The sequence below is a fragment of the Bacteroidota bacterium genome, from assembly GCA_016711505.1.
In the GTDB taxonomy this organism is placed as follows: Bacteria; Bacteroidota; Bacteroidia; order AKYH767-A; family 2013-40CM-41-45; genus JADKIH01.
The window spans coordinates 303,627-326,290 of sequence record JADJSV010000001.1 but is presented as its reverse complement, the minus strand read 5'-3'; the positions used below and the strand labels follow the sequence as shown (position 1 = coordinate 326,290).

At 37.2% G+C, this 22,664-nt stretch carries 13 protein-coding genes and 4 pseudogenes; 13 read left to right on the top strand and 4 right to left on the bottom strand.

Annotated elements, in window-relative coordinates; genetic code table 11:
• Positions 1–77 precede the first annotated feature (77 nt).
• The 4 genes from IPL24_01420 (at position 78) to IPL24_01405 (ending at position 9,655) form a co-directional block, all read left to right on the top strand.
• Complete coding sequence (locus tag IPL24_01420) at positions 78–3,455, top strand: hypothetical protein (protein ID MBK8362366.1); 3,378 nt, start codon at positions 78–80, stop codon at positions 3,453–3,455.
• Between the two features lie 294 nt (positions 3,456–3,749).
• Positions 3,750–7,913 (top strand): T9SS type A sorting domain-containing protein, encoded by a 4,164-nt coding sequence (locus tag IPL24_01415; GenBank protein MBK8362365.1) that lies wholly within the window; start codon positions 3,750–3,752, stop codon positions 7,911–7,913.
• A gap of 39 nt (positions 7,914–7,952) precedes the next feature.
• Positions 7,953–9,095, top strand: coding sequence for a hypothetical protein (locus tag IPL24_01410; protein MBK8362364.1), 1,143 nt, complete (start codon positions 7,953–7,955; stop codon positions 9,093–9,095).
• A gap of 290 nt (positions 9,096–9,385) precedes the next feature.
• Complete coding sequence (locus IPL24_01405) at positions 9,386–9,655, top strand: hypothetical protein (GenBank protein ID MBK8362363.1); 270 nt, start codon at positions 9,386–9,388, stop codon at positions 9,653–9,655.
• Between the two features lie 785 nt (positions 9,656–10,440).
• Here the strand turns inward: IPL24_01405 and IPL24_01400 are convergent.
• The 3 genes and pseudogenes from IPL24_01400 to mltG all read right to left on the bottom strand — a co-directional run bounded on the left by IPL24_01400 (position 10,441) and on the right by mltG (position 13,811).
• Positions 10,441–11,199, bottom strand: coding sequence for a TIGR00266 family protein (locus IPL24_01400; protein ID MBK8362362.1), 759 nt, complete (start codon positions 11,197–11,199; stop codon positions 10,441–10,443).
• 12 nt (positions 11,200–11,211) lie between these two features.
• A pseudogene (locus tag IPL24_01395) lies at positions 11,212–12,629 on the bottom strand (phosphoglucomutase/phosphomannomutase family protein).
• 132 nt (positions 12,630–12,761) lie between these two features.
• Positions 12,762–13,811 carry an endolytic transglycosylase MltG gene (gene mltG, locus IPL24_01390; GenBank protein MBK8362361.1) on the bottom strand — a complete coding sequence of 350 codons (1,050 nt, stop codon included), beginning with the start codon at positions 13,809–13,811 and terminating at the stop codon, positions 12,762–12,764.
• A gap of 103 nt (positions 13,812–13,914) precedes the next feature.
• On the opposite strand from mltG, the gene IPL24_01385 reads away from it, so the two are divergent.
• The 8 genes and pseudogenes from IPL24_01385 to phoU all read left to right on the top strand — a co-directional run bounded on the left by IPL24_01385 (position 13,915) and on the right by phoU (position 20,728).
• On the top strand, positions 13,915–14,259 hold the full coding sequence (locus tag IPL24_01385) for a hypothetical protein (GenBank protein ID MBK8362360.1): 345 nt from the start codon (positions 13,915–13,917) through the stop codon (positions 14,257–14,259).
• Between the two features lie 78 nt (positions 14,260–14,337).
• On the top strand, positions 14,338–14,724 hold the full coding sequence (locus IPL24_01380; protein ID MBK8362359.1) for a response regulator: 387 nt from the start codon (positions 14,338–14,340) through the stop codon (positions 14,722–14,724).
• Positions 14,725–14,887: 163 nt separating this feature from the next.
• On the top strand, positions 14,888–16,243 hold the full coding sequence (locus IPL24_01375; protein ID MBK8362358.1) for a porin: 1,356 nt from the start codon (positions 14,888–14,890) through the stop codon (positions 16,241–16,243).
• A gap of 28 nt (positions 16,244–16,271) precedes the next feature.
• Positions 16,272–17,088, top strand: a pseudogene (locus IPL24_01370) (PstS family phosphate ABC transporter substrate-binding protein).
• Positions 17,089–17,185: 97 nt separating this feature from the next.
• Positions 17,186–18,379, top strand: a pseudogene (gene pstC / locus IPL24_01365) (phosphate ABC transporter permease subunit PstC).
• A 1-nt stretch (position 18,380) separates the two neighbouring features.
• Positions 18,381–19,235 (top strand): phosphate ABC transporter permease PstA, encoded by an 855-nt coding sequence (pstA, locus tag IPL24_01360; protein MBK8362357.1) that lies wholly within the window; start codon positions 18,381–18,383, stop codon positions 19,233–19,235.
• Between the two features lie 7 nt (positions 19,236–19,242).
• Positions 19,243–19,998 carry a phosphate ABC transporter ATP-binding protein gene (locus tag IPL24_01355; protein MBK8362356.1) on the top strand — a complete coding sequence of 252 codons (756 nt, stop codon included), beginning with the start codon at positions 19,243–19,245 and terminating at the stop codon, positions 19,996–19,998.
• Positions 19,999–20,057: 59 nt separating this feature from the next.
• Positions 20,058–20,728, top strand: a pseudogene (phoU, locus tag IPL24_01350) (phosphate signaling complex protein PhoU).
• Positions 20,729–20,735: 7 nt separating this feature from the next.
• Here the strand turns inward: phoU and IPL24_01345 are convergent.
• Positions 20,736–21,788 carry a quinone-dependent dihydroorotate dehydrogenase gene (locus tag IPL24_01345; GenBank protein MBK8362355.1) on the bottom strand — a complete coding sequence of 351 codons (1,053 nt, stop codon included), beginning with the start codon at positions 21,786–21,788 and terminating at the stop codon, positions 20,736–20,738.
• Positions 21,789–21,983: 195 nt separating this feature from the next.
• Between IPL24_01345 and IPL24_01340 the strand changes: the two genes are divergently transcribed.
• The gene (locus tag IPL24_01340; protein MBK8362354.1) at positions 21,984–22,646 is read left to right on the top strand and encodes a metal-dependent transcriptional regulator; all 663 of its coding nucleotides are present in this window, start codon (positions 21,984–21,986) and stop codon (positions 22,644–22,646) included.
• Positions 22,647–22,664: the final 18 nt, after the last annotated feature.

The window sequence follows — 22,664 nt, the reverse complement described above, 5'->3', positions numbered from 1 at the left end:
TAAGAAATTGCTTTAACCAAAAATCCTGAATCGATGAACTGGATCAATCATGTTCATCCTGCATCCAATTACACCACATGAATAGATCACTACTTAGTAAACGAAAGTTACCAATCATTTTGTCGGCTTTCATCCTGCTTCTTTTGAATGTATCCAGATCAAATGGTCAGGTTAATCTTTATGATGTTACAATCGGCTCCGGAGTTGCAACTGAAGACATGAATGGATTTAGTCTGTTGATCGGTTCCGGTCAGGATAATTCAGTAAGTACATTACAGAACATTGGATTTAATTTTACCTATAACAATGTTGTCTATTCACAATATTCTGTCAACTCAAATGGTTTGATGAGATTAGGATCAACATTAATTTCAAATAATGCAATAAATCAATTAACAGTTAACTCTGACTTTCCTAAAATAGCACCGTATTGGGATGATGTAAATACAGCGGCGGCAGGATATTGCGGAGCTAAATTAGTTGGTGTAGCACCTAACAGAAAACTTTCAATAGAATGGCTGATTGCTGTTCCAAAAAATTCTGCAAATACAGGTCGGGTACAAGTGTGGTTATTTGAAACAACCAATGTTATTCAATTTGTTTACAATACAGGAATGAATGTAAACAACAATGGTTATTCAGTTGGATTAGCTGCTGCAACAACAGATTTTATAAGTGTATCTCCGGGAGGAGCTTCACCTTCATTCAGTAAAATTACAGAGACCAATACAAATATTACTGCAATTACATCCGGCACTTCAGTAATTTTTACTCCACCGGTTCTTCCTCCGGCTTGTACTGCAACCTCTACTCCGACAGGATCAGGAAATTCAAATGCAGTACAATTTAACTGGACTCCAGGCGCAGGAAATCCGACTTCTTATGATGTATATTTCGGAACCTCTGCAAATCCACCTTTAGTTTCTCCATCTCATCTGACGACTACATATAATCCCGGTGTACTCAACTATAACACAACTTATTTTTACAAAATTGTTCCCAAGAATTCAGCCGGATCTGCAAGTGGCTGCTCCGTAAATCAATTTACTACTGCGACTGCCATAAATTATAATGTAAACCGCACAACAGGCATATCCTATTCTTCAATTATAGGTACAGGAACTTCTGCGAGTGGTTGGAGAAACGGAACGAATACAGATGACAATTTAAGTAATTCTCAACCTATAGGATTCAATTTTCCATATCAGGGAACGACCTACAGTAATTTTTCACTTTCAACAAATGGTTTTATTACATTCAATGTAGGAACTTCAAATACCGGCGGCGGAAACGGTGATTATAGTTATACCAATAGCTTAAATGATACAGGTGGAACTTTGATAGTTGCTCCCTTCTATGAGGATCTTATTTGTCAAGGAAACTCAGGATCACAGACGAGTTTAAATAACTCAATGAAATATGCAGTTAGCGGTGTTGCAGGAAGCAGAATTCTGACTGTTGAATGGACAGGAATGGAAATCTTTAATCATGCCGGTCCAAATTTAAATTTTCAGGTGAAACTTTACGAAGCTACCGGGGATATCGATTTTGTTTACGGAACAATGGAAGGCTTTAACGGTACCACAAATTACTTCTACTCCTATTCCGTAGGATTGAATGGAGTAAATTTAAGTATACCGGTTCTCAATGCAGAATATATTCATCAGATAAATGCAAACACAAGAAATTTTGGGAACAGTGCAACGTCGCAGCTAGTCGAAGTACCGACCTGTAATACTTCCCTCAAATTTACACCGGGCGCTTACATTCCTTTTGTTTTAGCTACACTTCCACCTGTTAATGATCAGAAGACCTCACCGCAACATCTTGATGTTAACACATCAGCCTGTATAGAATTATGTGGAACATATTACAGTTCAGCAAACGCAACACCCACACCGGGAATGCCGGCATGTAGCTCAGGAAATGCAGATGATGATGTTTGGTTTGAGTTTACAGCTACAAATCCGAACACAACTATTAAAGTACTCAGTGGCGGAAATTATGATGCAGCCGTTGAATTATATAATTCATCCAATACGATATTACTTTGCACTAATGTCACAGGTCTTGGACTCACTGAAACTTTAGCACCCACTACTCTGGTTGCGGGGCAACAATATTTTTTACGGATTTACCACAATCAAAGTGGATCCGGTTCGGGAAGCGGTCAGTTTTCTGTATGTGTAAGCGCTACACCAATACCTCCGGTAAATGATAATTGTGCTGCCGCCATATCTTTGCCGGTAGTTACAGGAGTATTTACTACAGGAAGCCAAACTGTAGCTGCTACCACATCTCCATCAGTCCCTGCTTGCTCTGTCGCAGGAACATTTGCTGACGATGATGTCTGGTATTCATTTATTGCAACAAATACAACAGAAATTATTACTGTTGTCGGAGGAACCGGCTTCAATGCAGTGGTACAATTATTTTCAGGCGCATGCGGTGGATTAACATCAATTCAATGCGTAAACAATCTGGGTAACGGACAAACAGAAGTTCTTACAGCAAATAATTTAGTGAAGACTCAATTGTATTTTATCAGAGTATATCATGCCGGCGTTGGTGGTGGAACAGGATTGTTTTCTATCAATGTTTCCACAACAGTCCCTGCTTGTCCGGGAAATACAATTCCTGTAAGTCCAACGTCAGACATCAATCATGTCGGAACTACATTAAAATGGTCACCTGTAGCTAATGCGAATTCATATACTGTTTACATGGATATTGTAAATCCACCGATTCAGGTTTTGATCAATACAACAGATACATCAGCCGCTACCGGTTTGTTAAATCAAGGCGAGAGTTATTACTGGCAAGTGAGAGCTAACAATACAGCGGGATCATCACAAAGTTGTTTTATAAGTACATTTGCAACAGAGCCTTTTGATTATGCACTACGGGTAAAAGTATTTGTTGAGGCAATGTATACATCAAATCAGACAATGCAAGCTGTGTTCAATCCCAATGATACGATCAGCGATTCTATCACAGTATCATTGGCTTCACCGGCGACCAAACAGATCTTATGGAGTACTAAAACTCTTTTAAATACAACAGGAACTGCCAATGCATTATTTCCGCAACCAGCCTTAGGAGCTTCGTATTATATCGTAGTTAAACACAGAAATTCATTAGAGACCTGGAGCCAGGGAACATTTGCTTTTAATGCTCCGGATACAATCTATGACTTTTCTAATGCTGCGAACAAGGCTTTTGGAAACAATCAGGTACAGGTTGAACCGGGTGTGTTTGCAATTCATTCCGGAGACATAAATCAGGATGGAATTATTAACGCAACAGATTTCGTGACTGTCGATAACACATTGGGAATAGGATTCTTTACCGGTTATATCTCAACTGATGTAAATGGCGATGGGATTTTAGAATCTTCTGACTATAGTTTCATGGAAAATAAAACTCAGACCATAAGGACTGTGCTACATCCTTAGCTTAAAGTAATTTCTTCATTTTTTTTTACCAAGTAAATTAACCCTTTAGCCAATTAATTCATTGGCCTTAACTCATATTTATTGCTTTTCGCCTAAAATCAGGGTTAAATTGCTATGTTGAAAAGTCCGTGTACTTTCTGAAAGCCTTGTCCTGCAAGGGTTTCAGAATGAACTGTATATTTGCAAAATCCCACATGCACTGAAAATATAATTTTGTATAGCCGAGAAACACACATATTGAATTCTTTCAGAAATCTTGTTTTATCGATTCTGTTAATATTTCTGTTACCATTTTTGAGTAACGGACAGGCAACTTCAAGTGTTTCCGGTAACTGGTCTTCTCCTTTGATCTGGTCACCTGCAGCACCAACTGCAGGACAAACAGTAACCATTCCTGCAGGTGTTACAGTTTATGTAGATGTAACAACGGTCATGATCTCTGACCTGATTGTTAATGGTACATTAATAATCAATTCGGACGCAACTTCAGATCTGAATATTGCCGGAAACATAACTATCAATGGAAACTCTATCTTAGAAAATAATGGTGGTATTCATATAAATACTCCTGCCAGTAGTTTTACGATTCTGGGTACAGGAGTTTATATACATAATCCATTCAGCAATGTCTTAAGTGATGAAAGCATTTTTTACAATTGCAATGAAAGTTTTTCTACAACCTCTACTCTTCAAATAAAAAAATGGTTTAATGGATCTATCCCTCTTGGGGATCCTTCAAGAGTACAGACAAGCAACTTTGGAAATCTTATTTTAGAAGCAAATGTTCCCGGTGGACAATGGGATCAGGATGGTTACTTTTCTTTGCCTACTGCTGCAAGAGTCAAAGGAAATTTGACAGTAAATTCAGGAACAATTGTAATGGATGATGGTTCAGGCAATACTACATCACTGGTATTACAAAATGTAACCGTTAATAATTTCGCTAACATTATATTTCAACGAGGCAGCAACAGAAATCTTACTTTAACCACAGGATCATTCAATTTAAATAGCAACGCCCCTGCAGCTCCAACCGTAATTTTAGATACGTCATATGGTATTTTAAACTGGACGATCAATGGCAATCTGAATCTGAGTCATGATTTTAGTGCTGTCAATTCCGGAAATTACAGCACTGGTGCTGATATCAGGATTACTGTTAATGGTGATCTGAATTATTCAAAAGGAAATGTTTGTCTGGTTAACAAAGCTGATGCACCCTTACGCTTAACAGTGACGGGTAATGCAAATATTAATAATACTGCCGGTCTCGGAAGTATGAGTTTTATTGAAGGTGGAAACGGCGCATTAACATTTTCAGCAGCTAATTTTAATTTGCAGGCAGGTTCTAACAATTATTTATTAGGCTCACCAACATCCGGTCAACAATATAAAGGTATAGGAACATTTACGATCACCAATGACATGAGTCTGGCCGGATCAAGTTCATTGTATTTTGCATATGGCGATTCAAGTTTGGGTAAGATCAGAATAGCAATTACCAGAGATTTAAATATTGCAGGAAATACAAGCGTAAACGGAGCATATACAAGCGGAGCATTTACTTTAAAAGTCGGAAGAAATCTGACTCACACTCAGGGTAAATTTTCTGGTCAGAATTATATGCTGAATACTGCGGTTGATTCATTAATAATCGGAACAGCGTTTATATTTAATTCATCAGTACCAACAGATTTTTTCAGAGCTAACAGATCCGCAGGAAATACAATAGTTACGTCTTCAACTTTTACTGTTTTAAACAGTGGAACTGCTTCCGGACAAGGTGTTGCATTAGTAGATTCCGGTGCAGGAAATCTTAGCTTTTCAACAACTCAATTCACTATCAATGGCGGAAAATTTACCGGTATATTATCCGGTAGCGGAAATTTAACTTTCAATTGTACAGGCGCATTAACAATGTCAGGCGGTATATTCAGAGGAAACGAAAATACTTTTTTCTCCAATGCCGGTGGACTATCATTTATTTCAGGGAGTATCGAATTTAACGGCGGTATTTTTTCCTGTTATCATAATTCAAACAATTCCGGAAGTGTTGGAATAGTTACAATCAATGGAGCGTGTTCAATTAACTATACGAATACCAGCGACGAATTTACTTTCATCGGATTGGCAGCAACAGGATTTGATCTGAACAACCTTTCATTGACTTTGAGTATTACCGGTGCGTTTACAATTTCAGGTGTAACAGGGACATTTGTTTCCAGCCGTTCTTTAGGGAGTGAAACGATCTCTCTTAGTTCATTGACTATCTCCGAAGGAAATAATAGTTTCAATTCAGTGAGTGGTTCGTCAACACCAAATGGTCACAATGTTGTAATGACTATCGCCGGGAATTTAACAGTAAATGGTGGAAACACATACTTGTCCGGCTTCTCACAATCATTCACAGGAATTCTCAATGGTAACCTGCTTATTACCGGAGGCTCACTTGCAGTTAAAGGAGGCGACTGTACTACTACGACTTTCAACATTCTGGGTGGTTACACAATGACAGGAGGAGAATTTTATCTGCATAAATCATCTACCGATGAATTACCTGCATCATCAACGATCACAGTAAATATCAATTCAAACGACGATAACAATGGTGATTTCGTTCAAAGTGCAGGAACAATAAATTTTGATAATTGCCTTACAACACCTGCAACGCTGAATCTGATCATAAACATAAAGTCTCCAAATTATACAATAAGTGGTTCGGGTATAGTTACTATGACAAAACCGGGAACAGGATTGGTTTTTGGGAATTTAAATTTTGCCAGAAACGGACTGATCAATTTCAATCGTTCAGGAAATCATTCGATACAGCAGGCGAAGCAAACTGTACAGACGAATTGTACTTTGGATGTTATATCCGGCGATTTTCAGATTGCTTCCAACAATAGCATTTCAACTCCTCCGGAATTTCTCTGGGTAAATTCAGGCGCAATATTAAATGCACATTCGGCAAAAATTTATTCAAATGCATTGAATACAAATTCAGGAATTACTGTTTTGGGCAGATTAAAAACTTCCCACCCGAATGGATTGTACAATGCAACCACGAATGCAACATTTTCAACTACACTTACTGACAATCTTGAATTTTATCTGACTCCCAGCTCAGTAATTGAATATAATGGAACAGCTAATCAGATCGTAACAGGAATCGGAATCGGCAGAGCGCTTACATTCAATCACAAATATGGAATACTGGATATAAATTTTCAAGGAACGCCAAATATCAATTATGTATATCCATCGAATGTACCAAATGATTCATGTGTGTATATCAGAACTAATCTGATGTTGACTAATGGTGAATTTAATCTTGACGATGATCATAATCCATCCAACGGTGGCGGAAGAAAGATCTCACTTGAAAGTCCTGTGACCACTGCGATGCAAAGAACTGCAGGCTATATTCGCAGTGAAGTTGAAGATGGCAGTGCAATGGTAAAATGGATCATGAATTCTACTGTCGGGGCACATATTTTTCATTTTGGATATAGTTCTACAGAATATATTCCTTTCACTTACCATCAGGTTTCAGGGACATCAGGAAGTGTTTATGCATCAACTTATCATACCGGAAATCCAAACCTCCCTTACCCTCCTACTGTCACACATGTGAGAAATAATCTTGGCCTGGATAACAGTTCCAATACAGTTGACAGATTCTGGTATATCAACTTAGTTAATTCAACTACATACAATGCAACACTGACCTTTACTGCTACCCCAACGGAGATCGGGGGAATTACTGCACTTCAGGCACAGAGATGGATTGCACCATTTATTGCCTGGACGAATCCCATTCCGGGTGTACAGATAAGTAATGCAAATGGTAATACGACCAGTGGTTTATCATCCATTATGAACTGGTGGACATTAAGTGGAAATAATTCGCCATTACCGGTTGAGTTACTCAGTTTTACCGGTGAATGTTTTGAAGGTGAGGTAAACTTAAAATGGTCTACTGCCAGTGAAACCAATAACGATCATTTTAGTATTCAGAGAAGTCAGGATGGAATAGTATTCCATGAAATCGCAATTGTTAGCGGTCGCGGTAATACTTCTACAGTCAGCGACTATTCATACATTGATAACGATCCCTTAGGAGACATCAGCTATTATCGTTTGATACAAGTTGATTTTGACCGAAAGGAAACTATATACGGTCCGATCGCAGTTCAAAGCTGCAAAACATCTCACTTAACAGCATCTGTTGTATCAAATGGAAATATTCCTAAACTTTTCATAGATACTGAAGAATATAAATCACTTCAAATCGTCGTATTTGATACAAACGGAAAGCAATTGTCAAATACGAGTTTAGATGCACGTCCAGGATTTTCAGAATATGAATTGCCAATGAATGATCCGGCATCCGGTATTTACTATGTCAGAATCCAAAGCGATGTGGATTTCGTCACAAAGAAATTTTATATCAAATAATTCGTTTCTTTGAGCTTTAAAATTTCGTTTTAATCCGGATTGACAAAAAGAGAATTCAAATACTCAGATTATACAGTTACTATTTCACCTTCAATCGATGATTGTCAGGAAGGATGGAATATGTTCAAATCAGACTTCCTTTCCGTTGATTACCTGAAAGTTTTAGAAAGGTCTAATCCCTCCGATCTGCAATTTCGCTATATAACAATAACGAATTCAAGAAATGAATTTTGCGGAATAATCTATTTTCAGCTTCTCAGATTTTCGGGAAAAAATGTTCACCTGAAAAACAAACCATTCATTTCGTTAATTGTCGATCTTGCTCTAAAAGTCTGCACTTTTAAAGTTCTGATCTGTGGAAATTTATTTGCAGTAAACTTCAGACCTTTTGCCTTTGATTCAGAAAAGTTATCAGAGCTTGAGCTTTATAAAATTGTAGAACAGTACACTCTTCTGGAAAAGAGTGATGCAATTCTGTTAAAAGATTTTGAGATTGATCCGTCAAGTACAACACTTTATTCAATGGGCTTTCAGAATTACACTGCTGATTTAACAATGTGTCTGGATGTAAATCCTGAATGGAAGACATTAGAGGATTATAAAAATTCGCTCTCAAAAAAGTACCGAAAGAGATTTGATAAGATAACAACGGCCGGGGTTACTATTACCAGACGGGAATTATCTCTTTCTGAAATAAAAAGTTTTCGTGACGAGCTATTTCATCTCTTCAAAAAAGTTTCAGCAAAGCAAACGATAGCAATGGGACTTATCGATAAAAATTATTTCGAAGAGTTTAAGCATGCCTTTCCTGAAAAATTTAAAGTGATCGGATATTTTGAAAAAAATAAACTGATTGCTTTTTGTACATATATTGACAGAGATCAATTACTCGAGGTGCATTATATTGGAATGGACTATGAACTCAATGAAAAGTACAATCTGTATTTTAATATTTTGTTTGATAGTACTGCAATGGCCATTGATGGTCAAAAACAATTACTGGAATTAGGAAGAACTGCAAGAGAGGCGAAAGCCAATTTAGGGTGTAAGGCCGTTTACTTCAACGATTACATGAAATTGAACAGTAAAATTGCTATTAAAGCAGCCGATTGGTTTGGGACCAATTTTCAAAAATCTATGGGAGAGGAATGGCAAAAGAGAAATCCTTTCAAAATTCATTAGAAAAAGTTACATTTGGCGGATAAGCTAATTGACAAAATGGATCAAAAATCAATAAAAAACACGTTTTTACCGGTTGTTTTATTAATCATACTGGCAGCAATTACCCGTTTCATCCCGCATCCTTTCAACTTTACTGCTGTTGGTGCAATGGCCTTATTTTCCGGTGCAAATTTTAAGGACAAGAGATTTGCCTTCCTGATGCCGATAGCTGTTATGCTAATAACGGACCTTTTCCTGGATTTCACTTCTCGATCTTACCGGTATATGCATGTTTTGCATTTACAGTGTGGATGGGAACACGAATTTCATCGAAACAAAATGTACTGAATGTTAGTGGTTCTTCTATCATATCGTCAGTAGTATTTTTTCTGGTTACGAATCTTCCATTCTGGTATCTTGACCAGCATCTTTATCCGATGAATCTTCAAGGTACAATCATGAGCTACACTATGGCATTGCCATTTTTTTCCAATCAGATCATAGGTGATTTGTTTTTCAACGGAGTTATGTTTTCAGTGTACCATCTGGTGGTATTGAAAAACAATAAAGTTGTTGCTTAAAGTATCGGAATAAAATATTTATTATCTGCGTCTGCGCAATATCTGCGGGATTTGCGAGATCTGCGGGAAAAAAAATTCTGTGTTTTTGTCTCCCGCAGATCTCGCAAATCTTTTTGCGCAGAATTAAATTCAATTTTACCAGGGTGATTACCTTGTTTTCGAATTAACAAAATTCGTCAGTTCTAATAAAAAAATGAAACCTAGCCTTACGGGGCTAGGTTTTTCTTTTTCAACCTTACGGGGTTGAATTTGGGATATATCAATCTTACGGGATTGTTTGAAAAAGTTATCAAATCTCTTTTGTTTGTGTGTGGGGACAATGTGTGATGTGTGATAACTGAATACTTTAACGCCCATGTAAGAATTAAAGATCATGTCTAAACAGCACATATATCTCATTTGTAAGATTTGATTGATTTGGATAGGAAAAAGCGATATTGAAAAATAAAAGTTGATGAAAACATTTTGACTCTACTTGTAATAGCTTGAGTCTCTATACTATTGAAAGAATTCTCTTAGCGAGAATTTTTAAAGGCAAATAATTTGATTTGGGATGAATGGACTAAAAAGAGAACATAAGGAGATGTTCTTGATCTTAAATCAACAATTTTCATTTGACAAAGCGATGCTTTGACAGGGAAGTTTTTATTTCCCGCAGAGTTTCGCGGATTTGCGCAGAAAATCCGCAGAGAACTCGTTGAGTTGGGAGTATTATGTTGAGCACTTTTACAAGAAAAATAGTTCGCATCCTGTAAACTCTAATTCAACTCCTGCATTATTCGTTATTAAGTTCTCCCACTAATCAACCCACCCAACATTCCTCCAATTCCACTGCTTTCATCTTTACCACCACCCCATTTGCTTGCAGAAATAATTCTGTCTGCTAAACGTGAGAATGGCAGGGTTTGCAGATAAACGATTCCAGGTCCTGTGAGTGAAGCATAAAATAATCCTTCTCCACCGAAAAGTACATTTTTAAAACCACCAATGAATTTTATATCATAATCAACTGTTGGTTGAAATGCAACAAGACATCCGGTATCTACGCGTAAATGTTCGTTAGGCTTCAATTCTTTTTTGATGACAGTTCCACCGGCATGAATAAACACTTTTCCATCACCGCTGAGACGTTGCAAAATAAATCCTTCTCCGCCGAACAATCCTGCGCCAATTCGTTTCGTAAATTCCACACTGATATCTGTTCCTTGCGCTGCACATAAAAATCCGTCGCGCTGACAAAGGAAAGTACCACCTACTTCATTGAGATGAATAGGTATGATCTTCCCGGGATAAGGTGCAGCGAATGTTACGTTTCGTTTACCATTTCCGGTATTGAGAAAACTTGTAATGAAAAAGTTTTCTCCGGAAATAATACGTTTCAATCCTGAAAAAATTCCACCCTCTGTTCCTGTCTGCATTTCAATTCCATCTTCCATATAGAGCATTGCTCCTATTTCGGCTCTGACAGCCTCATTCGGATCCAATTCAATCTCGACGGCTTGCATGTCGTCGCCAAATATTTTATAATCGATTTCGTGTGCCATGAAATATTTTTTTTAATTACCGTTCAACAATGTATTTTCTGCCGCTTTGAGAATTTCAAATGCACCTTCTTTTGTCGAAGATTCAGCATATGTTCTCAGCACCGGTTCTGTACCAGAGGCTCTGATCAATAACCATTCATCGTTATTATCATCAAAGAAATATTTATACCCATCCAGATCTTCAATTCTTTTCACCTTATATTTTCCAAAAGCAGTGTAAGCATTGTTAGCTGTATTTGTAACGATCTTTTGTTTTACTTCTTCTTTTAAGTGCAGATCATTTCTTTCAAAAGAAAATGCACCAACAATCTGATTGATCTCTTCTATCAGATCAGGAATTTTCTTCCCGCTCTTTGCCATAAATTCCCAGATGATCAATCCGATCCAGATTCCATCACGTTCAGGAATGTGACCTTTTATTGCGATACCACCACTTTCTTCACCACCTACTAAAACGTCTTCATTGAGCATGATCTCGCAGATATATTTGAAACCGATTTTTACAGTTTCTATTGGAAGTCCGTAGTGCTTACAAAGTTTTTCAACTTTAGGAGTTGTACTGAATGCTGTACAAACTTTTCCTTTGACTCCTTTGTATTTTACCATGTAATGAATCAACAGCAAAATAATATGATGTGAATCAACAAAATTTCCTTTGTTGTCATACATTCCAATTCTGTCAGCATCGCCGTCTGTCACAAGTCCACTATCGATCTTTCCGCTTTTCTTGATAAGCTCGGAAAACTCGAGTAGATTTTTATGGATCGGTTCAGGAGCTTGTCCATGGAAACCCGGATTATCATCACAATGCAACATAGTAATCTCAGGAAAAAGTCTTTTGATAACGTTTTGTCCTGAGCCAAACATAGCATCGTAAGCAAGATTCAATCCTGAATTACGAATTGCATTCAGATCAAAATTAGCTTCAACTGCTTTTATATATTCACCTTCCAGATCAATGATCTGAACCGTTCCTTTTTTATCAGATCATCAATAGTGAATTCATCCAGATTAACTGAAGAACGTTCAGCAATGATGTCTTCAATTTCCTGAACTTTTGAAGGCGTCATTGGGCCACCGTAAGAACCTTTGAGTTTAAATCCATTGTATGAAGGCGGATTATGTGATGCAGTGATTATAATTCCTGCATCGGCTTTATGTGCAACAGTTCCCAGAGAGATCATTGGAGTAGAAACAAATCCTTTAGCTAAAAATGTCTTCACACCTTTTGCCGACATAACTTTAGCTACTGTTTCAGCGAAAAGTTCACCGCCAAATCTACAGTCATGTCCTACAACTACAGAAGGAGATTTACTGTTTTTAATTAACCAGGTAGCGGTAGCTTCTGCAACTCTTGCTACGTTCTCTACTGTAAATTCACGGGCAATGATCGCTCTCCAGCCATCGGTTCCAAATTTTATTTTAGTCATAATTGTTTTATTTATCCGGCCTGACCGGAGTAAGAAATGTAGTGCGAAAATAACTTCTTTTTGCTAAAAATGAGAGTTCTCATCCTATTTTTTTCAGAGAAAAGGATAAATCGATCCGAAACATTGAATGGATCAGGATCGAATTCCCCGGCGATCCAGGGCTTTCTGAAACCTACGGGCATTCTCAAGATGTTTGCTGTATGTTGCAGCAAACGAATGGTAACCTGAAAAGTCTTCTTTCGCGCAGAAATACATGTAGGTATGATTCGTATAATTCAAAACGGCATTCAACGAATTAATAGTAGGAAGACAGATGGGACCCGGTGGCAGACCTTTGTATTTATATGTATTGTAGGGAGACTCAACTTCTTTATATACATTCAAAACTCTGTTGATCGTAAAATCACCCAAGGCATATACCAAGGTAGGATCTGCTTCCAGTTTCCAGTCTTTTTTATAACGATTAATATATACTCCGGCAATGATGGACTTTTCATCTTCCTTATTCGATTCCATCTGCACAATTGAAGCAATAACAGAGACCTGCACAGGAGTAAAATCAATTTTCTTTGCTTTCGCTAATTTCTCAGGAGTCCAGAACTTATCATGTTCTTTTTTCATTCTCTGTATAAATTTATCAGCACTGGTATTCCAGTAAAATTCATACGTATTGGGGATGAACATTGAAAGAATATTATCTGGAGTAAATCCAAGTTTCGCTGTATAATCATAATCATTCAATAGATTCAAAACAGAATTTCCCGGAGCTTCAATTTGTTCACTGATCCTTTCAGCAAGCTGATCTTTTGTACGAATGTTATTGAAGATAACATTTACCGGTGTTTGTTTTCCTGAACGCAATAAGGTAATGAGATCCTTATTCGACATTTTTGGCAAGAGCTTGTATTTCCCTGGCTTAACCTTGGTATCATATTTCATTTGATGAGCTGTCCACCGAAAGGATTTCTCATCTAACAAAAGATCGTCTTTTTCCAATATATCAATGAGTCCTTCAAAATCAGTTCCTGTTAGAATAAACAAAAACGGAGAAGCGGTTTTAGATGAAAATATATTAGGTGTATAGATCTTCTTATAGATCAGTATACCCATCACTGAGACGATCAGGAGAAGTGCCAATACCGTTCCCCATACTATTTTGAAAATTAGTTTCTTTTTTGCCATAACAAATCCGGTACGAAAATACCGCGCGATTTCAACAAACGATAAGATTGCCTTAATTATTTCTCAACAAAAGGATGCGACATTTGAGACAAATTCTACTCAGATGACAACTTACCTACTCCATGTAACAATTTCCGAAGCTATTCAAAAGCTTTCTGAAATCCTCATCCAACGAAATTACGAAATTACCCAGCATAACGGGGATAGAAGTATGATCGTAGCTTATACTAACCATGAATCATTGCGGATGGTTCAAATAAATATTTATAGCATAAACAACTATCTGGAAGTAAATGTCCACTCAACTTGTTTCAGTAAAGGAACTTCGCTCCTGACCAACGATGTTGATGAAGAAGAACGAATCATAAGGGAAACTGAAAACAGCTTTACGGACTATGCGAATACTTTTCGCTTAACTCCTGAGGATTACGTGTTTAGTTTTATCTAGAAAACCCTGCTAATGTTATAGTGATGTTGACTTAACAATCTCTTTACATTGAAAGGGTAATTTTACAAAAAGATAACAATGGAAAATAAAAATATAAAAATTCTGGTTGTTGATGACGAACCGGATATTGTAGAGATACTGAAATACAATCTTGAGAAAGAAAAGTTTACTGTTTTTAAGGCGTATAGTGGTGAAGAATGTATTACTTCTGCAAATGCAAACAATCCGGATATGATTATACTGGATATCCGTATGCCCGGAATGACAGGAATAGAAGCCTGCAGAACTTTACGTGAAAACGAAAAATTCGCTGAGACACCAATTCTCTTCCTCACTGCAGATTCAGATGAGTATACAACTATGAATGCATTTGATGCGGGTGGAAGTCATTTTATAACCAAACCAATTAAGCCATCCATCCTTGTCAGTATTATCAAAGAGTTAACAGAAAAAGAAAAGAGTTAACAATGAAATGATGATTTGGAAAAGCAGAATTTCTGTGTTAACACAACAATCATCGTTTTCAGGTCAAAAACAAAGAATTTAATGAAATCCTTAACATTAGCTTAATATTAAATCAACGATTCTGTAACCTGTCGAGCGTTCATTTACAAAAAAATAATCTCACATGAAAAAACAGATACTTGGTTTATTATTGATGACAGGTTTGATGTCAAACGGTTCAATTTATGCACAGGAAGTTCCGGTAGAAGATACAATTCCGGCAACTGTTGCAATTATCCGTCAGGAACTTGATGTTTTGAAACGCATAAAAGTTACAGGATATCTGCAGACTCAATTTCAATATGGAGATTCAACGGGATCAGCAGTTTATTCAGGTGGTGCATTTGGAGCAGGTATAGATAAACGTTTCATGATCAGAAGAGGTCGGGTTAAATTTCAATATGATGCTCCGTTAAATGATAAGGGAATAAGCACATCGCAATATGTTCTTCAGTTTGATGTTACAGAAAAAGGTCTTACAATAAAAGATGCATATGCAAAGCTTACAGACAAATGGATCGGTTGGTTTTCATTAACAGCAGGAATGCAGAATCGTCCGTTTGGTTTTGAAATTCCTTATTCATCAAGTCTTCGTGAATCACCTGAAAGAGGAAGAATGTCGCAGATCTTATTTCCGGGTGAAAGAGATCTTGGTGCTATGATAACGATTCAGGGACCAAAGACATCCAATTGGAATTGGTTGAAATTAGAAGCAGGATTATTTAATGGAAATGGTGCTCCCGGCGCAGGTGCAAGTGTTGCAGATTTTGATAAGCAAAAAGATTTCATCGGACATATTTCTGCAATAAGAAATAATAAATCAGAAACTGTGAAATACGGATTAGGGGTTTCATATTATTCAGGTGGTTACAGAATTGATGTTGATTCAATTTATAACATTTCCACTGATGCTGCGGGAAATATGGGATATATGCTTGCTAATATTACCCATACAATAGATTTGATCGGAATTGGAACACGGGAGTATACTAAGAGACAATATATAGGAGCTGACGGACAGTTAAACATTGACTGGAAACCGGGAATGACTGTTTTACGTGCAGAATATATTCAAGGGGAACAACCGGCATCTAGATCATCATCGGCAAGTCCCAATTCAAATCAGGCAATTACTTCTAATTTATATAACAGAAATTTCAACGGTGCTTACTTTTATTTCCTTCAGTCAATAATGCAATCGCCGTGGCAAGTAATTGCTAAGTATGACTGGTACGATCCAAATACAGATGTAACCGGTAATGAAATTGGCACAACTGTTGTAAATGGCCTTGTCAAAACCAATGCAACCGATTTAAAATATACAACAATCGGATTAGGTCTTGCTTATCGTTGGGATGCGAATGTAAAATTAACAGCATACTACGATATGGTAACAAATGAAACATCAAATAAATTATCAGGCTATACAAAAGATCTAAAAGATAATTCATTTACACTTCGAATGCAGGTGAAATTCTAAAAAAAATTAACAACAAAAAAACAAAGAAATGAAAAAAATTATTTTGGCAGTAGTAATGATGGGAAGTGCAATTTTTACAAATGCACAAAAGATCGTTATCAAAGGAAGTGATACAGTACTTCCACTAGCACAGAAAGAGGCTGAAGTCTTCATGAAGAAGAACGCCGGTAAAAAGTGTTACAGTAATTGGTGGCGGAAGTGGAGTTGGTATTTCTGCACTACTTGATAATTCAACAGACATAGCTATGTCATCGAGAAAGATCAAGATGGACGAACGGATGAAATTACAGGACGCCGGACGTGCATACAAAGAAGTGATCATTGCAAATGATGCATTATCGGTAATCGTTAATCCGGGAAATAAAGTAAGTAACCTTACAAGAGCTCAACTTGAAGGAATTTTCACAGGGAAAATTAAGAACTGGAAAGAAGTTGGGGGCGATGATCTTCAGATCGTTGTTTATTCCCGCGAAACAAGTTCAGGTACATATGAGTTCTTTAAAGAACACGTAATGAATCGTAAGAATTATGCATCTTCAGTTCTAAACATGCCGGCTACCGGAGCGATCATTCAATCGGTTTCTCAGACAAAAGGTGCAATTGGTTATGTTGGATTAGCGTATGTTACAAAAGAAGTAAAAGACATTGCAGTAAGTTATGACGGAAAAACATTCGTACTTGCAACAATTGAAAACGCAAAGAACAAGACATATCCTGTTGTACGTCCACTTTACTTCTACTATCCAACTTCCAAAGAAGCTGCAATAAAACCTTATCTTGATTTTATTATGTCAACAGAAGGTCAGAAAATTGTTGATCAAGTTGGTTATATCGGATTAAAGTAATCGCTTTATTTAAGTACTTTTGGTTTAAATTAGCCGGTTCAGAAATGGATCGGCTAATATTACGCTTGGAGGTCAGGCAACATAAAAAGAAATGAGAATAAAACGGTTAATTGAAAAAATCATAGAGGGTGCATTGATGATAAGCAGTAGCATATCTACTCTTGCAGTCTTACTTATTGTTGTCTTTCTTTTCAGGGAAGGATTTTCGCTTTTTAATACTTCCCCGCTCGAAAATCACAATGTCATAGTTGTCAACAAAAGCAATCCGGTTAATAACCTGAACGCATCACAGATCAAAGCCATATTTGATCAGGAAATTACCAACTGGAAAGATCTGGGCGGGAAAGATGATTCGATTATACTTTTTACAATTAATGATCTTTCAAATTATTTTTCTGATGAAGAAGTCGGAGCAGAATTTGAATTTCTGCCTGAAAAACTTAATACGCTTGTTGATTCAAATCCAACAATGCTTGCAGTGTACACAGACAAATATCTTTCAAAAAATCTTCGCGGGAAAATTGTTGATGTAGACAAAAACAATATTCCGGATTTTATTGGAGGAACACAGTGGTTTCCTACTGCTGAGCCTGCTGTTCAGCTGGGTGTGGCACCATTGATATTAGGAACCTTGCTTGTTTCCTTTTTTGCGATATTATTTGCTTTACCGATCGGACTTGCAACAGCTATATATATGGCAGAAGTTGCTGATGAACGATTGAGAAAAATATTAAAACCGATCATCGAATTACTTGCAGGGATACCGTCAGTGGTATATGGTTTCTTCGGTTTGATCGTTATTGTTCCGATGATCCATGATGTGTTTCACTTACCGGTTGGTGAGACTGCCTTAGCAGGAAGTATTGTACTTGGGATCATGGCGCTTCCAACTATCATCACAGTTTCTGAAGATGCTATCCGTAATACTCCAAGAAGTATGAAAGAAGCATCATTGGCATTGGGTGCAAATAAATGGCAGACTATATACAGAGTAGTTATCCCCTATTCTATGTCAGGGATATCAGCTGCAGCCATTCTCGGAATCGGAAGAGCGATCGGAGAAACAATGGCAGTACTTATGGTGACAGGTAATGCAGCGGTAATGCCCTGAAGTTTACTTCAACCTGTAAGAACAATTCCTGCAACAATTGCTGCAGAGTTAGGAGAAGCGCCTGCGGGTGGAGTACATTATCAGGCCTTGTTTGCATTGGGATGTATTTTATTTCTGATCACAATGGCTATAAATATTTGGGTACAATCAATTTCTGCCCGCAGAAAAATGAACAAATAACATGTCGAAAAATTTAAAAGAGAAAATTGCATTCTGGATCTTCAGATTATTGAGTTTAGGAGTTCTCCTGATCTTATTCTGGATCCTGGAATTTATTTTTGTACGTGGCTGGCATATGCTTAGCTGGGATTTCTTTACCAAAATGCCGGAAGATGGAATGACAAAAGGTGGGATCTATCCTGCGATCATCGGTACACTCTATCTGGTTGCCGGTTCTATGCTTGTTGCATTTCCGCTGGGTGTAATGGCAGGAATCTACATTCATGAATATACTGTCGATTCATTTTTCAAGCGCTTCATAAAACTGATGACAAATAATCTCGCAGGAATTCCTTCAATCGTTTTTGGTCTTTTTGGTATGGCGCTTTTTGTAAATTATATGGAATTCGGGGATAGTATTGTGGCAGGTTCACTTACTTTAGGATTGCTTGCACTTCCTGTAGTGATCCGGGTAACTGAAGAAGCATTGATCGCAATTGATGATTCATTCCGTCATGGAAGTTATGCATTAGGTGCTACAAAACTTCAGACAGTACGCAAAGTAATTTTACCAATGGCTATGCCGAACATCATTACCGGATTGATCCTTTCGATTGGTCGTGTATCCGGTGAAACAGCTCCTATTCTATTCACTGTGGCTGCTTACTTCCTTCCTAAATTACCAACGAGTATTTTTGATCAGGTTATGGCACTTCCGTATCATCTTTATGTAATTTCAACAAGTGGAACAAAAGTAGCTGAATCAAGAGATATGGCTTATGGAACTGCGTTAGTATTAGTATTGTTTGTTCTGGTATTAAATCTTCTTGCCAATGCATTAAGAAAGTATCTTGGAAACAAAGTAAAAATGAATTGATCACACTATGAATAAAATTGAAACAAAGAATTTAAATTTATACTACGGTACTTTTCATGCACTGAAAGGAATTTCAATGTCAGTAAAAGCAAATACCGTAACAGCACTGATCGGTCCTTCAGGCTGTGGGAAGTCTACATACCTCCGGTTGTTTAACCGTATGAATGATCTGATACCCGGAGTAAAGATCGATGGAGATGTATTGCTGGATGAAAAGGATATTTACAACAGCAAAGGACTTCGTATTGACGAACTCCGGAAAAAGGTTGGAATGGTATTTCAGAAACCAAATCCGTTTCCAAAAAGTATATTTGAGAACGTAGCTTATGGTCTTCGTGTGAATGGAATGAATCATCCTTCATTTGTTGAAGAAAGAGTTGAAACTTCATTACGACAGGCGGCTCTTTGGGAAGAAGTAAAAGACAAACTGAAAAAATCCGCTTTTGCACTTTCCGGTGGACAACAACAACGACTTTGTATTGCAAGAGCTTTGGCTATCGAACCTTCTGTACTCTTAATGGACGAGCCTGCTTCTGCTCTTGATCCGATCTCAACTGCAAAAATTGAAGATCTGATTTATGAACTGAAAAATAAGTATACGATCATTATCGTTACACATAACATGCAACAAGCCGGACGAGTAAGCGACAAGACAGCCTTCTTCTATCTTGGTGATCTGATAGAATTCAATGATACGAACATTATCTTTACAAATCCTTCTGACCCTAAGACTCAGAGTTATGTAACAGGAAGATTTGGCTGATTATTAATTGTTGATTATTCATTATTAATTATTAATTGTAAATTGTTAATTAAAAAAAAATGACGCATTTAGATGTAGAATTAAAACGATTGAAAGCTGAAACAGTGGAGATGTTTGAACTGGTAACACACCAGATGAAAAAGTCACAGTTAGCGTTCATTGGATTTGACAGAGAAATTGCAAGAGAAGTTAATTTTAATGAGAAGAGAGTTAACGCTCTTGAGTTGAAGATCGATAAGGATTGCGAAAATATTTTTGCACTTTTCAATCCGGTTGCAATTGATCTGCGCTTCGTGCTGCAGTCTTAAAGATAAATAGTAACCTTGAAAGGATCGGTGATATCGCTGATGGAATCAGCCGGTATGTAATTGGAACGGGGAATGCTTTTGACAAAGAGCTTATTGATGTTACAAGGGTAAATGAAATGTTTGACATGGCTGTAAAGATGCTTTCAGATGTACAGAAAGCATTTGATGCGGAAGACACAAAATTAGCGCGTGGGATCTTTCAGAAAGATGATCTGCTGGATGAGATCAATGAAAATGCCAATGGAGTAATTGAAACATATATCCGTACACATGAGCAGAACATCAGTCAGTCATTGCATATTATTTCTGCTGTAAGAAAGCTTGAAAGAACCGGTGACCAGGTAAAAAATGTTGCGGAAGAAATTATTTTCTACCTTGAAGCAAAGGTGTTAAAGCACGTTGCAGAGAAAGAGAAAATGTAAACCATAATTAATTCAGAACTTTCAATCTTTTTTTTATTCTTTGAATTAAGGCAGGTCCTTCATAAATAAATCCGGTATAGAGTTGAATAAGATCTGCACCTGCATTTAATTTTTCAATTGCGTCTGTTTCAGAGTGTATTCCACCTACGCCAATAATTATAAATTTCTTGTCAGATCTTTCTGCCAGATATTTGATCACTTCCGTACTTCTTTTTGCGAGTGGTTTACCACTGAGTCCTCCTGCTCCTATCCGGGCAATTTCCTGAGCATCTGAATTTAGATTTTCTCTTGAGATAGTTGTATTGGTTGCAATCACTCCATCAAGTCCGGAAGCATGTAATACTTCAACGATCTCATCCAGTTGTTCATTTGTCAGATCAGGAGCAATTTTTAATAATACCGGTTTGCGTTTCTTTGAGTATTCGATCGCCAGTTGATTATTCAATATTTGTAAGGCATTTAAAATTTTTAATAATGGTTCTTTTTCCTGAAGTGCACGAAGTCCCGGAGTATTCGGCGAAGAAACATTGACTACAAAATAATCCACAACATTAAACAAGGATTCAAAGCAGATGATGTAATCCTTAACAGCATTTTCATTAGGAGTATTTTTATTTTTCCCAATATTCCCACCTATGATAACTCTGCTGTTATTCTTTTTCAGATTGATCACCATCTGTTCTACTCCATGGTTATTAAATCCCATACGGTTAATGATCGCAGAATCTTTGGGCAATCTGAATAACCGGGGTTTATCATTTCCGGGTTGAGGTTTTGGAGTGATCGTTCCTACTTCAATAAATCCAAACCCAAGTGCAGACAATTCAGAATATAACTTTGCGTCCTTGTCAAACCCGGCTGCAAGTCCAATTGGATTAGGAAAATCAATTCCCATCAGTTTTCTGGAAATACTTTTATCTGAACTGTAGGTAGAACTTACGATAGATCTTACCAAAGGAATCTTAAATGCAATTCTCAAAAATGAAAATGTAAAGTGATGTACTGTTTCCGGAGCGAAACGGAAAAGAACCGGACGGATGATTGAAGTATAAAAGCTCATTGCGGCGAAAGTACGGTTTTTTGAAGTTGGTCGATTGAATGATTTGTCAATGCTACAAAAAGTAACTTTTTGAAGGTCAAGGTTCAAAGGTCAAAGGTCAACCGAATGACCTTTGACCCTGACCTTTGGCCCTTTAAACAACGGCAATTTGGCAATTCAAAACAAAATATTTAGATTTGCCTAAATTTTAATTTCATGCTCACGTATACAGAGGAAAATTATTTAAAGGCGATTTTTCAGCTTCAGGAAGATGAAAAAGGTAAGATCAGCACCAATTCAATTGCTGAAAGATTATCCACTACACCTGCAACTGTCTCTGATATGTTACAGAAACTGTCAGCAAAGAAGATGGTTAACTACCTGAAATATTATGGTGTAAGTCTGACAGCCAGCGGTAAAAAGAAAGCAGTAAATGTTGTCCGGAAGCATCGGTTATGGGAGCTCTTTCTGTACGAAAAACTGGGTTTCAATTGGGATGAAGTTCATGAGATCGCTGAACAATTAGAGCACATTCAATCCGATGTACTTGTGCAGAAATTATATGATTTCCTTGATAAGCCAAAGACTGATCCACATGGAGACCCTATACCTGATGAAGATGGAGTTTTTCCGGACCTGAATGCAATACCGCTGGCTGTAGTTGATCCTAAAAAGGAGGCTGTAGTAATTGGAGTTTCAGATCACCGACCTGATTTTTTACAATATCTGCAGAAGATCGGATTGAACATCGGCAAAAGGTTAAACATTTTAGAAGTCATATCATTTGACAAATCAATGGACATCACCATTGAAGGAAATAGAAATCCTGTTCACATCAGTCACGATGCTGCAAAAAGCATTATGGTTAATTTAATTTAAAAGACTTAATAATTTTAA